We start from the raw sequence: 12,090 nt of genomic DNA on the forward strand, positions 1-12,090 counted from the left end.
ACGGATAGTCTATCCGGGCAGGTGGCTCCCCGGAGCCGACGCCCGCCCGACCACCAAACACCCCAAAGTCCGCTCCAGCGCCGCCACCAGCTCCTCCACCGTATCGGCCGAGGCGAAGATGCCGCCGGTCCGGTCGGCCATGCAGCGCGAGATGATTTCGCCTGAGAACCCCCCCGAACGCTCGGTGCCGTAGCTGCGGGCGAAGGTGTCCCACACCGCCTTGAAGCCGATGACGTGGATCGTCAGGTTGACGGCCTCGGAGGCCAGTCGGTCGGCCATCGCGCAGGGCGTCCCGCCGCAGCTTTCGTTGCCATCGGTCACCAGCACCACGACCCCCGGCTGCGCGCGGTGGTCGAGCGTCCGGGCGGCGAGGTCGACGGCGGCGGAGAGCGGGGTCAGGCCGCCGGGCTGGATCGCGTCGACGGCCGCGATTACGGGGTCCGCCGCCGCGACGCGCGGCCCGAAGCGCAGGTCGATGCCGCTGCAGGCGCCGGGCCCGCCGGGGCCGTAGGTCACGAGGCCGATGCGCCGCGTGTGCTCGACGCGGGGCAGCACCTCGGCCACCGCCTCGCGGGCTTCGTGGATGCGCTGCACGGTCGAGCCGCCGAGGCCGGGGCTGATCATCGAGGCGGAGGCGTCGAAGACCAGCATCGCGTCGACGGTGCACTCGGCCTGGGCGCTCTGGACGGCCAGCGCGGCCGAGAGAAGCGCGGCGAGCCCCCGGCGCGCCACCGCTCAGGGCCGCCCGTGCAGGGCGAGGTCCCCGATCACGAGGCATCCGAGCGTCCGTTGCAACGCGGCGACCAATTCGTCCACGGTCTCGGTCGACACGAACAGACCGCCGGTGCGATCCGCGAAGCACTTGGCCACGGTGTCGCCGCCGAACTCCTGCTGCTCGGGATTGTCCCAGGCGAAGAAGTCGCGCGCAGCCCGGAAGCCGACGACATGCACCGTCAGGTCCGAGGCCCCGTCCATCATCCGGCGCGAGGTGGCGCAGGGCGTGCCGCCGCAGGTTTCGTTGCCGTCGGTCACCAGCACCACGATCGCGGGCCGGGTGCGGTAGGCCAGCGTTTCGGCCGCCGCCTCGACCGCTGCCGACAGGGGCGTCAGCCCGTCGGGCTCCAGCGCGTCGATGGCCGCGATGACCGGCGTGGCAGCCCGGTCGCGGGGCAGGAAGCGCAGGTCGATGCCGTCGCAGGCATCGCCATCGCCGGGTCCGTAGGTCAGAAGGCCGATGCGGCGGATGCCCTCGATCAACGGCAGGGCGCGGGCCACCGCCTGCCGGGCCTCGGCGATGCGGGTCGCGGGCCCGGTCTCGAGCGTGATCTCGGCCATCGAGGCCGAGCCGTCGAAGACCAGCATCGCATCCGTGGCGCAATCCTGTGCCGCGGCGGGCAGGGCGAGGAGGGCGGAGAGGGCGAGGGCGCGCATGCCGCCAAGGGTGCCACAGAGGCGCGCGCGCACCAAACCCTCATCCTCTGGCCCAAAATACCTCGCGGGGTTCGCCAAGGGGGGCCGCGCCCCCCTTGGTCCGGGGTGCGCGAGGGGGCGGGCCCCCTCGCTTGCCCCCTTGCATCGCCCGCGCCCCGGCTGTAGGGCCGCGCGGTGGCCGAATGCGCCACGTACCATCACGATATGCCGCGTCCGCCCCACATCGCTTCGGGGGCGCGTCCGGCCAAGGAGAAGCGACATGAAACTCAACGAACTGCGCGACAATCCCGGCGCCACCCACAAGCCCAAGCGCGTCGGCCGTGGCCCCGGCTCGGGCACCGGCAAGATGGGCGGCCGCGGCATCAAGGGCCAGAAGTCCCGCTCCGGCGTGGCGATCAAGGGCTACGAGGGCGGCCAGATGCCGCTCTACCAGCGCCTGCCCAAGCGTGGCTTCAACAAGCCCAACCGCAAGAGCTTCGCCGTCGTGAACCTGGGCAAGATCCAGGAGTTCATCGACGCGGGCAAGCTCGACGCCGCCAACATCACCGAGGACGCGATGGTCGAGTCGGGGCTGGTGCGCCGCAAGCTCGACGGCGTCCGCGTGCTGGGCAAGGGCGAGCTGACCGCGAAGGCCGCGATCACCGTCACCGGCGCGTCCAAGGGCGCGGTCGAGGCGGTCGAGAAGGCCGGCGGTTCGGTCACGCTTCCGGCAGCGGCCGAGTAAAGGCGGTTGTGAGCGTCCACGGCGGCGCTTACATCGGTTCACGTATTTCGGACGCCGCCCACGGGGAGCCCGTCGGGCGGCGTTCCAGCTAAAGAGGGACCCGCATGGCATCCGCTGCAGAGCAGATGGCCGCGAACATGAGCTGGGGTGCATTCGGCAAGGCCAAAGAGCTTCGCCAGCGCATCCTGTTCACGATCGGCCTGCTGATCATCTACCGTTTCGGCACATACATTCCCGTCCCCGGCATCGACGCCACGGCGCTGCGCGACTTTGTCGAGCAGGCCAGCGCGGGCCTCGGCGGCGTGCTCAACATGTTCACCGGCGGCGCGATCGGGCGCATGGGCGTCTTCGCCCTCGGGATCATGCCCTACATCTCGGCGAGCATCATCGTGCAGCTGATGACGGCGATGGTCCCTCAGCTCGAACAGCTCAAGAAAGAGGGCGAGCAGGGTCGCAAGAAGATCAACCAGTACACGCGCTACGGCACCGTGGCGCTTGCCACCGTGCAGGCCTACGGCCTCGCCGTGTCGCTGGAATCGGGCGGGCTCGTGACCGATCCGGGCTGGTTCTTCCGCGCCGCCTGCGTTGTGACGCTGGTCGGCGGCACGATGTTCCTGATGTGGCTGGGCGAGCAGATCACCGCGCGCGGCATCGGTAACGGCATCTCGCTCATCATCTTCGTCGGCATCGTGGCCGAGCTTCCCGCCGCACTGGCCCAGTTCTTCGAGAGCGGTCGGACCGGTGCGCTGTCGACGCCGGTGATCCTGGGCGTCGTGCTGATGCTTCTGGCGACCCTCGTCTTCGTGGTCTTCATGGAGCGCAGTCTCAGGAAGATCCACATCCAGTATCCCCGCCGACAGGTGGGCATGAAGGTCTATGACGGCGGCTCGAGCCATCTGCCGATCAAGGTGAACCCGGCGGGCGTGATCCCGGCGATCTTCGCCTCGTCGCTCCTGCTGCTGCCGACGACGATCGCGACCTTCTCGGGCCAGAACACCGGGCCGATCATGTCGACCCTGCTGGCCTATTTCGGCCCCGGCCAGATCCTCTACCTGCTGTTCTTTGCGGGCATGATCATCTTCTTCACGTATTTCTACACCCACAACGTGGCCTTCAAGGTCGACGACGTGGCCGACAACCTGAAGAACCAGAACGGCTTCATTCCCGGCATCCGGCCCGGCAAGCGGACGGCGGAATACCTCGAATACGTGGTCAACCGGGTGCTCGTGCTCGGGGCGGGCTATCTCGCGCTGGTCTGTCTCATCCCCGAGATGGTGCGCCAGGAACTCGCGATCACGGCCTATTTCGGCGGCACGTCTATCCTGATCATCGTGTCGGTGGGCATGGACACGATCCAGCAGGTGCAATCCCACCTGCTCGCCCATCAATACGAGGGGCTGATCGAGAAGAGCCAGCTGCGCGGCAAGAATCGTGGACGCAAGAAGGGAGCCGCACGCCGATGAACATCATACTTCTGGGGCCGCCGGGGGCGGGCAAGGGAACCCAGGCACGGCGTCTCGTGGAGGAACGGGGCATGGTGCAGCTTTCGACCGGCGACATGTTGCGGGAGGCGCGGTCGTCGGGCACCGAGATGGGCAACCGCGTGGCTGCCGTTATGGACGCGGGAGAGCTGGTCACCGACGAGATCGTCATCGGCCTGATCGAAGAGAAGCTGGAAGGCGACCGCGCGGGCGGCTTCATCTTCGACGGCTTCCCCCGGACGCTGCCCCAGGCGGACGCGCTGGGCGCGCTTCTGGACAAGCACGGCGCGACGCTGGACCGGGTGGTCGAGATGCGCGTGGACGACGACGCGCTGGTGGGCCGGATCACCGCCCGCTCGACCTGCGGGGCCTGTGGCGAGGTCTATAACGACGTCACCAAGCCCCAGCCTGCGGATGGCAAGTGCTCCAATTGCGGCGCGTCCGACTTCAAGCGCCGCGCCGACGACAACGAGGAATCGCTGCGCACGCGCCTTCTGGCCTACTACAAGCAGACCTCGCCGCTGATCGGCTATTACTGGGCCAAGGACACGCTGGCGTCGGTCGACGGGCTGGGCGAGATCGACGTGGTCGCGGGCGCCATCTCAAGCGTTCTCGAAGAAAGTTCTTGACAGGTCGCCGCGCAGCGCTTGACGCGCGCGGCAGAAGACCATAGGTCGCAGTCTCCGCCGGGGTTCCCACGAATCCCGGCGGCCGACATTCAGGCCGTCCGCATGCGGATGGCGTTGTGAAAAAAGGGTCTGGAACTACGGACCCGCAACGAAGAAGGAAGCTCCATTTGGCTCGTATTGCAGGCGTAAACATCCCCACGGGGAAGAGGGTTCCGATCGCCCTCACCTATATCACGGGCATCGGCCCGGCGAAGGCGAAGGAAATCGTCGAGGCGACCGGCATCGACGGCACCCGCCGCGTCAATGAACTGTCGGATGCCGAAGTGCTGTCGATCCGCGAGTATATCGACGCCAATGTCACCGTCGAAGGCGACCTGCGCCGCGAGACGCAGATGAACGTCAAGCGCCTGATGGATCTCGGCTGCTACCGTGGCCTGCGCCACCGTCGCAACCTGCCGGTCCGTGGCCAGCGCACCCACACCAACGCACGCACGCGCAAGGGCCCCGCGAAGGCCATTGCCGGCAAGAAGAAGTGAGGGTCTGACAGATGGCTCGTGAAGCTCGCCGCGCCCCCAAGCGCAAGGAACGCAAGAACATCGCCGCCGGTGTGGCGCATGTGAACTCGTCGTTCAACAACACCAAGATCCTGATCTCCGACGTGCAGGGCAACGCCATTTCGTGGTCGTCCGCCGGCACGATGGGCTTCAAGGGATCGCGCAAGTCGACGCCCTACGCCGCCCAGATGGCCGCCGAGGACGCCGGCAAGAAGGCCCAGGAGCACGGCATGAAGACCCTCGAGGTCGAAGTGCAGGGCCCCGGTTCGGGTCGCGAAAGCGCCCTGCGCGCGCTGGCCGCCGTCGGGTTGCAGATCACCGCGATCCGCGACGTGACGCCCATCGCCCACAACGGATGCCGCGCGCCCAAGCGTCGCCGCGTCTGACCTCACGACAACCGACCCGGCAGGGGCTGCGTTCCGCGGCCCCTGCCACGCCGTTTTAACCTCGAGTGTCCGCTCAACCGCCCCGGAGCGCGACGAGAATGGAGGGATGGGCCACATGATCCACAAGAATTGGCAAGAGCTGATCAAGCCCGCGCAGCTTGACGTTCGTCCGGGGACCAACCCCGCCCGTCAGGCCACCGTCGTGGCCGAACCGCTCGAGCGGGGCTTCGGCCTGACGCTCGGCAACGCGCTGCGCCGCGTCTTGATGTCGTCGCTTCAGGGCGCCGCCATCACGTCGGTGCAGATCGACAACGTCCTGCACGAGTTCAGCTCGGTCTCGGGTGTCCGCGAGGACGTCACCGACATCATCCTGAACCTCAAGGGCGTCAGCCTGAAGATGGAAGTCGAGGGGCCCAAGCGCGTCTCGATCTCGGCCAAGGGCCCGATGGTCGTCACCGCCGGCGACATCTCGGAGTCGAACGGCATCGAGGTGCTCAACCGCGACCACGTGATCTGTCACCTGGACGACGGCGCCGACCTCTACATGGAACTGACCGTCAACACCGGTAAGGGCTATGTCTCGGCCGACAAGAACAAGCCCGAGGACGCGCCGATCGGCCTGATCCCGATCGACGCGATCTACTCGCCGGTCAAGAAGGTGTCGTATGAGGTCCAGCCGACCCGCGAAGGTCAGGTTCTCGACTACGACAAGCTGACGCTGAAGCTCGACACCGACGGCTCGCTGGCCCCTGACGACGCGGTCGCCTACGCGGCCCGCATCCTGCAGGACCAGCTTCAGGTCTTCGTCAATTTCGACGAGCCTGAGGCCGCCCGCGATTCCGGTGCCGACGACGATCTGGAGTTCAACCCGCTTCTTCTCAAGAAGGTCGACGAGCTGGAGCTGTCGGTCCGCTCGGCCAACTGCCTGAAGAACGACAACATCGTCTATATCGGCGACCTGATCCAGAAGACCGAAGCCGAGATGCTCCGCACCCCGAACTTCGGCCGCAAGTCGCTCAACGAGATCAAGGAAGTGCTCTCGGGCATGGGTCTGCATCTCGGGATGGATATCGTCGACTGGCCGCCGGAGAACATCGAGGACCTCGCCAAGAAGTTCGAAGACAACTTCTGAGGCCGAACGCAACGCCGGGCTGGGCGGGTCGCTGGACCCGCCTCCCGCACGACCCCGGGCAATGATGCCCCACCAAGGAGACGGTCCCAACGCAGGACCGTCGGACAAAGCATAAATCTGGAGATTTTCCCATGCGCCACGCCCGCGGATACCGCCGCCTCAATCGGACCCACGAACACCGCAAGTCGCTGTTCAAGAACATGTCGGCCTCGCTGATCGAGCACGAGCAGATCAAGACGACGCTGCCCAAGGCCAAGGAACTGCGCCCGATCGTCGAGAAGATGGTCACGCTGGCCAAGCGCGGCGACCTGCATGCCCGCCGCCTGCTGGCCTCGCGGCTGCATGATGACGCCGCCGTCGCCAAGCTGATGGACGTGCTCGGCCCGCGCTACGCCGACCGCCAGGGCGGCTATATCCGCGTCCTCAAGGCCGGGTTCCGCTATGGCGACATGGCCCCGATGGCGATCATCGAATTCGTCGAGCGCGACCAGGACGCCAAGGGCGCCGCCGACCGCGCCCGGCTCGAAGCCGAGGATGCGCTGGAGGACTGACCTCCCCCGACGGACACGAATTTCGAGGGCTCCGCCGGACATTCGGCGGGGCCCTTTTTTCATGTTTAACGGAACATCAACCACGTCTGTGACATTGCGTCAGTGTGGTCGGAAAACGCCCGACGGGCCGCCCGGCTTTTACACTCTGTTAACCATTGTGGCCACTTAAAGGCAGTGAGCGCAGCGTGCTTGTCCCGTCCAACTGGACCCTGAGATTATGACCGAGAGACGTCGCCTTATGGTGACCCTGATGCAGCGGCTGAGTACCGTGGCTCCGATGGGCTACGGGCTCGGCCTGCATATCCGGTTCGCGCAGCCGATGTACTACCGGAACACGTTCCCGCAGGCTTGGCAGGACGCCTATAATTCCAATTCATACCAGCTCCGCGATCCGCTGATCTTCTGGGGCATCGCCAATAGCGGCCGCACCCGTTGGAGCGAGATTTCCCTGCCCGATCCGTTCGGCATTCTCGAAAAGGCCAAGGCGCACGGCCTGACCTACGGGGCTACCACGTCCTGCGGCAAGGTCACGTCGCGGACGCTGGTCGGCGTGGCCCGCGACGACCGCGAGTTCACCGACGCCGAGATCGACGTCGTCGAGGAAATAACCGAGGCGCTTCACGAGACGGCGATGCCGGCCGACGACCTGACCCCTGCCATGATCGAGGCGCTTCGCCTCGCGGACGGCCAGCAGCCCATGGCCGACGCCGCCGCAGATATCGGAATATCTGAGGACGCATTGCACAAGCGTCTCTCGTCCGCCCGGAATAGACTGGGCGCAAGCACCACGGCTGAGGCACTAAGAATGGCGAGAGAATACAGGCTGATCTAGACCTCGGCCCAATCCTGCATCGCGAGTATCCCCGGTCCCCTGGTGTCAACGACAACCTGGCAGAGAAAGCTTTGACCCAAATGCAAGTAACGACGCTCTCCTTCGACAATTTGCACGCCCACGGCCCGCTCTTCACCGACCTGCTCCGGGCGCGTCATCGCACCTTCATCCAGCAGGCGCGCTGGGATCTGCCCGAGGCCGACGGCATGGAATTCGATCAATACGACACCCCTGCCAGCCGCTGGGTCGCCGTCCATGAATACGGTCGCATCCTCGCCGGGGTGCGCCTGACGCCGACGACCCATCGCTGCGGGATCTATTCCTACATGATCCGCGACGCGCAGCTGGGCCTTCTCGACACGATCCCGCGCGACCTGATGTGGGAGGATGCGCCCGTGGCCCAACATGTCTGGGAAGGCAGCCGGGTCTTCATCAGCAAGGAGGTGCCGTCCGAGATGCGACTGCGCGTCCAGATCCAGCTCATCGCCGAGATGGTCCGCACCGGGCGCGAACTGGGTGCGGCCGCGATCCTTGCCATCGTGCCGGTCGCCTCGCAGCGGCTTGCGCGGAAGCTCGGGCTCGAATGGACGCCCGTCGGGCCCGTCCGCGATATCGACGGTGTCGCGTGCGTGTGCGTCCAGTCGTCGATGGCGATGCGGATGCACTGACGGCGTCGGCGTGGGGATGGCTTTCCGGGCGGGGCCGGCGCGCTTATATCGGGGCCATGGCCGATCTTTTTGACACCGCCGCCGCCAGCCCCGCGGCCCCCGATACGCGCCCCGGTCCGCTGGCCGACCGGCTGCGGCCGGCGTCGCTGGACGAAGTGGTCGGCCAGGCGCATCTGCTGGGCGAGGCGGGCGCGCTGACCGCGATGCTCGGCGGCACGCTCCCGAGCCTGATCCTCTGGGGGCCGCCGGGCGTCGGCAAGACGACGATCGCGCGTCTGCTGGCCGACCGGACGGGCCTGCACTTCGTCCAGATCAGCGCCATCTTCACCGGCGTCGCGGACCTGCGGAAGGTGTTCGAGACCGCCCGGAACCGGCGCGCGAACGGGCAGGGGACGCTGCTCTTCGTCGACGAGATCCACCGCTTCAACAAGGCCCAGCAGGACGGCTTCCTGCCGTATATGGAGGACGGGACGATCACGCTCGTCGGGGCCACGACGGAGAACCCGTCCTTCGAGCTGAATGCCGCCGTCATGAGCCGGGCGCAGGTCCTGACGCTGACCCGGCTGACGCTCCGGGACATGGAGCTTCTGACCCAGCGGGCCGAGGCCGTGCTGGGCGCCAAGCTGCCGCTCGATGGTCCCGCGCGCGAGGCATTGCAGGAGATGGCCGATGGCGACGGGCGCGCGCTTCTGAACCTCGTCGAGCAGGTCCATGGTTGGGGGGCGACCGGCCGCGTCGACCGCGAGATGTTGGCCACGCGGCTCCAGAAGCGGGCGGCACAATACGACAAGTCGGGCGACAGCCACTACAACCTGATCTCGGCGCTGCACAAATCGGTGCGCGGGTCGGACCCGGACGCCGCGCTCTACTGGTTGGCGCGGATGCTGAAGGGCGGCGAGGACCCGCGCTTCCTTGCGCGGCGGGTGACGCGGATGGCGGTCGAGGATATCGGTCTCGCGGATCCGCAGGCGCAGGGGATCTGCCTGCAGGCCTGGGAGACCTACGAGCGTCTGGGCAGTCCCGAGGGCGAACTCGCGATCGCCAACGCGGTCGTCTACCTGGCACTCGCGCCGAAATCGAACGCGGGCTACGCCGCCTACAAGGCGGCGATGAAGGGCGCGGGCCAGACCGGCTCGGAGCCGCCGCCCAAGCACATCCTGAACGCGCCGACCAAGCTGATGAAGGACGAGGGCTACGGCTCGGGCTACGCCTACGACCACGATCAAGCAGACGGGTTCTCGGGTCAGAACTACTTCCCCGACGGCATGAAGCGGCCCGTCTATTACGTGCCGGTCGATCGCGGCTTCGAGCGCGAACTGGGCCGCCGTCTGGACTGGTTCGTCGAGCAGCGGGCGAAGAAGCGGGGCAAAGGTTGACACCGCCGCCGCTGCGCGGGAAAGCCGCGCGATGATCCCCGTCACGATCCAGGTCGCCTTGGGCGGCGCGCTCGGCGCTGCCGCCCGGTATATCGTCGGTGCGCAGCTGATGCGCCCCGGCTTTCCCGTGGCCGTGCTGGCGGTGAACGTCGTCGGCTCGTTCCTGATGGGCCTCCTGGTCGTGTGGCTGGGACGGCGGGGCCTGACGGAATGGCAGCCGTTCCTGCTGACGGGACTGCTGGGCGGCTTCACGACCTTCTCGGCGTTCAGCCTCGAGACGGTGACGCTGTTCGAGCGGGGTGAGGTCGCGCAGGCGGCGGGGTATGTCGCAGCGTCGGTCGGCCTGTCGGTCGGCGCGCTGGCGCTGGGGGTCTGGATGATGCGGGGACTGACATGAGCGGTGTGCAAAAGGTGGTCGTGGCCGCGGGCGAGGGCGATCAGCGCTTGGACCGCTGGCTGCGCCGCCGCTTCCCGCAGGTGACGCAGGGTGCGGTCGAGAAGATGTGCCGCAAGGGCGACCTGCGCGTCGATGGCGGCCGCGTGAAGGCGTCGACCCGCGTCGAGGAAGGGCAGGAGGTGCGCGTCCCGCCGCTGGCGCAGGGCAAGGCCCCGGCCGCACCGCGTCGCGAGAAGGTGGCCGAGGCCGATGCCGAGATGATCCGGTCCTGCGTGATCTATCGCGACGAGCATCTGCTGGCGCTGAACAAGCCGCCGGGGCTGGCCAGCCAGGGCGGCTCGGGGCAGGGCGACCGGCATATCGACGGGATGGGCGACGCGCTGCGCTTCGACGCGGATGAGCAGCCGCGTCTCGTTCACCGGCTGGATCGCGACACGAGCGGCATCCTCATCATGGCGCGCAACCGCATGACGGCCGCCGCGCTGTCGGATGCGTTCCGCGACCGCGAGACGCGCAAGATCTACTGGGCGGCCGTCGCGGGCGTGCCGCATCCCCGGATGGGGACGGTGCGCTACGGCCTGGTGAAGGCCGGGGGCGCCGGGTCCGAGAAGATGCGCGCGATCCATCCGGACGAGGTCGGCGAGGTGAAGGGCGCCAAGAACGCAACGACCGATTACGCGGTGCTCGAGGCGCTGGGCGGCCGCGCGGCGTGGTGCGCGCTGGTCCCGGTGACGGGGCGGACGCACCAGCTTCGGGCGCATATGGCCGAGCTGGGCCACCCGATCGTGGGTGACGGCAAGTATGGCGGCTCGGGGCAAGAGAACCTGGGCGACGGCTGGGGCGCGCAACTCGGCGGCGAGATCAGCCGCAAGCTGCATCTCCACGCGCGGTCGCTGCAACTGACGCATCCGATCACCGGCGCGCGGCTGCACCTGACAGCGCCCTTGTCCGATCACATGGTGCAGACCTGGAACATGCTGGGCTGGGATGCGGCCGACGTGCCCGTCGATCCCTTCCTGGACGAGGACTGACGGAGCGGCGCGATGAGCGAGTGGAAGGCCAAGCGGTTCTGGACCGATGCCGCGGTCGAGCGGGTCGAGGGCGGGCACGCGGTCCGGCTGGACGGCCGGCCGGTGATGTCGCCCGGCAAGCGCGAACTGGTGATGCCATCGCCCATGCTTGCCGCCGGTGTCGCATCCGAATGGGCGGCGCAGGGCGAGGTTATCGCCCCCCTGTCGATGCCGCTGACGCGGGCGGTGAACACGACCGTGGACAAAGTCGTCCCGCAGGCCGGGGCCGTCGCCGCGCATCTGGGCGAATACGGCGAGAGCGATCTTCTGTGCTACCGCGCGGCGGGGCCAGACGGGCTGGTGGCGCGGCAGGTGGCGGCGTGGGATCCGATGCTGGACTGGGCCGACGAGGTGCTGGGCGCGCGGCTGGCGGTCACGCAGGGCGTGATCCCGGTCCCGCAGCCGGCCAATGCGGTCGAGGCGCTGCATGCGGCGGTGGGCGCGGCCACGCCCTGGGAGCTGACCGCGCTGAGCGAGTTCGTCACGCTGTCGGGAAGCCTCGTGCTGGGGCTTGCGGCACTGGCGGGGCGCGACGCGGACGATCTCTGGAGCCGGTCTCGCATCGACGAGGACTGGCAGGCCGAGCAATGGGGCGTCGACGACGAGGCCGCGGCGCTTGCCGCCTCCAAGCGCGACGCCTTCCTGCAGGCGCGCCGCTATCTGGACCTGCTCGCGGCGACCTGACGTGGCGCGGCAGATGGCACCCCGTTTCGCCCGCTGCCCAACGAGGCGCCGTTTCGGGCGATGAATGCCCGATTCAAGGGGAAATACCGCGCTCTGCGACCATTGGCCTGCCTCATTTCTCGGCAACCTCCCTTGACCTTCGCAGCCCCTTCTGGCCTCTTCACGCGCAGTGAGG

At 67.9% G+C, this 12,090-nt stretch carries 15 protein-coding genes; 13 read left to right on the top strand and 2 right to left on the bottom strand.

Annotated features, from left to right (window positions below; genetic code table 11):
* Positions 1–9: 9 nt before the first annotated feature.
* Both Q0833_RS04070 and Q0833_RS04075 read right to left on the bottom strand, forming a co-directional pair.
* Positions 10–732 carry a VWA domain-containing protein gene (locus Q0833_RS04070; protein WP_298430528.1) on the bottom strand — a complete coding sequence of 241 codons (723 nt, stop codon included), beginning with the start codon at positions 730–732 and terminating at the stop codon, positions 10–12.
* 3 nt (positions 733–735) lie between these two features.
* Positions 736–1,431: a VWA domain-containing protein gene (locus Q0833_RS04075; RefSeq protein ID WP_298430530.1), complete on the bottom strand. Its 696-nt coding sequence runs from the start codon at positions 1,429–1,431 to the stop codon at positions 736–738.
* Positions 1,432–1,690: 259 nt separating this feature from the next.
* On the opposite strand from Q0833_RS04075, the gene rplO reads away from it, so the two are divergent.
* From rplO to Q0833_RS04140, 13 genes are all read left to right on the top strand, one after another.
* The gene (gene rplO / locus Q0833_RS04080; RefSeq protein ID WP_298430532.1) at positions 1,691–2,155 is read left to right on the top strand and encodes a 50S ribosomal protein L15; all 465 of its coding nucleotides are present in this window, start codon (positions 1,691–1,693) and stop codon (positions 2,153–2,155) included.
* A gap of 104 nt (positions 2,156–2,259) precedes the next feature.
* Positions 2,260–3,618 carry a preprotein translocase subunit SecY gene (secY, locus tag Q0833_RS04085; RefSeq protein ID WP_298430534.1) on the top strand — a complete coding sequence of 453 codons (1,359 nt, stop codon included), beginning with the start codon at positions 2,260–2,262 and terminating at the stop codon, positions 3,616–3,618.
* Positions 3,615–4,265, top strand: a complete 651-nt coding sequence (locus Q0833_RS04090; RefSeq protein ID WP_298430536.1) for an adenylate kinase — start codon at positions 3,615–3,617, stop codon at positions 4,263–4,265. The genes secY and Q0833_RS04090 overlap by 4 nt, the downstream gene beginning before the upstream one ends.
* Positions 4,266–4,432: 167 nt before the next feature.
* Positions 4,433–4,801 (top strand): 30S ribosomal protein S13, encoded by a 369-nt coding sequence (gene rpsM, locus Q0833_RS04095; RefSeq protein ID WP_298434964.1) that lies wholly within the window; start codon positions 4,433–4,435, stop codon positions 4,799–4,801.
* Between the two features lie 11 nt (positions 4,802–4,812).
* Positions 4,813–5,205 (top strand): 30S ribosomal protein S11, encoded by a 393-nt coding sequence (gene rpsK / locus Q0833_RS04100; protein WP_298430538.1) that lies wholly within the window; start codon positions 4,813–4,815, stop codon positions 5,203–5,205.
* Between the two features lie 115 nt (positions 5,206–5,320).
* Positions 5,321–6,337: a DNA-directed RNA polymerase subunit alpha gene (locus Q0833_RS04105; RefSeq protein WP_298430540.1), complete on the top strand. Its 1,017-nt coding sequence runs from the start codon at positions 5,321–5,323 to the stop codon at positions 6,335–6,337.
* A gap of 131 nt (positions 6,338–6,468) precedes the next feature.
* Positions 6,469–6,888, top strand: a complete 420-nt coding sequence (rplQ, locus tag Q0833_RS04110; RefSeq protein ID WP_298430542.1) for a 50S ribosomal protein L17 — start codon at positions 6,469–6,471, stop codon at positions 6,886–6,888.
* 217 nt (positions 6,889–7,105) lie between these two features.
* Positions 7,106–7,720, top strand: coding sequence for an autoinducer binding domain-containing protein (locus tag Q0833_RS04115; RefSeq protein ID WP_298430544.1), 615 nt, complete (start codon positions 7,106–7,108; stop codon positions 7,718–7,720).
* An 80-nt stretch (positions 7,721–7,800) separates the two neighbouring features.
* A complete protein-coding gene (locus Q0833_RS04120) occupies positions 7,801–8,388 on the top strand; it encodes an acyl-homoserine-lactone synthase (protein WP_298430546.1) in 588 nt (195 codons plus the stop codon).
* Positions 8,389–8,444: 56 nt separating this feature from the next.
* On the top strand, positions 8,445–9,764 hold the full coding sequence (locus Q0833_RS04125) for a replication-associated recombination protein A (RefSeq protein ID WP_298430547.1): 1,320 nt from the start codon (positions 8,445–8,447) through the stop codon (positions 9,762–9,764).
* Between the two features lie 31 nt (positions 9,765–9,795).
* A complete protein-coding gene (crcB, locus tag Q0833_RS04130; RefSeq protein WP_298430549.1) occupies positions 9,796–10,161 on the top strand; it encodes a fluoride efflux transporter CrcB in 366 nt (121 codons plus the stop codon).
* The gene (locus Q0833_RS04135; protein ID WP_298430552.1) at positions 10,158–11,192 is read left to right on the top strand and encodes an RluA family pseudouridine synthase; all 1,035 of its coding nucleotides are present in this window, start codon (positions 10,158–10,160) and stop codon (positions 11,190–11,192) included. The genes crcB and Q0833_RS04135 overlap by 4 nt, the downstream gene beginning before the upstream one ends.
* 12 nt (positions 11,193–11,204) lie before the next feature.
* The gene (locus tag Q0833_RS04140) at positions 11,205–11,915 is read left to right on the top strand and encodes an ATP12 family chaperone protein (protein ID WP_298430554.1); all 711 of its coding nucleotides are present in this window, start codon (positions 11,205–11,207) and stop codon (positions 11,913–11,915) included.
* The last annotated feature ends 175 nt before the right edge of the window (positions 11,916–12,090 follow it).

The organism is uncultured Jannaschia sp., from assembly GCF_947503795.1.
In the GTDB taxonomy this organism is placed as follows: domain Bacteria; phylum Pseudomonadota; class Alphaproteobacteria; order Rhodobacterales; family Rhodobacteraceae; genus Jannaschia.

Excerpts from the sequence above, each read along its gene's own strand:
- Q0833_RS04135 (WP_298430552.1), top strand. The coding sequence starts at position 10,158 with ATGAGCGGTGTGCAAAAGGTGGTCGTGGCCGCGGGCGAGGGCGATCAG.
- Q0833_RS04120 (WP_298430546.1), top strand. The coding sequence starts at position 7,801 with ATGCAAGTAACGACGCTCTCCTTCGACAATTTGCACGCCCACGGCCCG.
- Q0833_RS04125 (WP_298430547.1), top strand. The coding sequence starts at position 8,445 with ATGGCCGATCTTTTTGACACCGCCGCCGCCAGCCCCGCGGCCCCCGAT.
- Q0833_RS04115 (WP_298430544.1), top strand. The coding sequence starts at position 7,106 with ATGACCGAGAGACGTCGCCTTATGGTGACCCTGATGCAGCGGCTGAGT.
- Q0833_RS04140 (WP_298430554.1), top strand. The coding sequence starts at position 11,205 with ATGAGCGAGTGGAAGGCCAAGCGGTTCTGGACCGATGCCGCGGTCGAG.
- rpsK (WP_298430538.1), top strand. The coding sequence starts at position 4,813 with ATGGCTCGTGAAGCTCGCCGCGCCCCCAAGCGCAAGGAACGCAAGAAC.
- crcB (WP_298430549.1), top strand. The coding sequence starts at position 9,796 with ATGATCCCCGTCACGATCCAGGTCGCCTTGGGCGGCGCGCTCGGCGCT.
- rplO (WP_298430532.1), top strand. The coding sequence starts at position 1,691 with ATGAAACTCAACGAACTGCGCGACAATCCCGGCGCCACCCACAAGCCC.
- rplQ (WP_298430542.1), top strand. The coding sequence starts at position 6,469 with ATGCGCCACGCCCGCGGATACCGCCGCCTCAATCGGACCCACGAACAC.
- secY (WP_298430534.1), top strand. The coding sequence starts at position 2,260 with ATGGCATCCGCTGCAGAGCAGATGGCCGCGAACATGAGCTGGGGTGCA.
- Q0833_RS04075 (WP_298430530.1), bottom strand. The coding sequence starts at position 1,431 with ATGCGCGCCCTCGCCCTCTCCGCCCTCCTCGCCCTGCCCGCCGCGGCA.
- Q0833_RS04105 (WP_298430540.1), top strand. The coding sequence starts at position 5,321 with ATGATCCACAAGAATTGGCAAGAGCTGATCAAGCCCGCGCAGCTTGAC.
- Q0833_RS04090 (WP_298430536.1), top strand. The coding sequence starts at position 3,615 with ATGAACATCATACTTCTGGGGCCGCCGGGGGCGGGCAAGGGAACCCAG.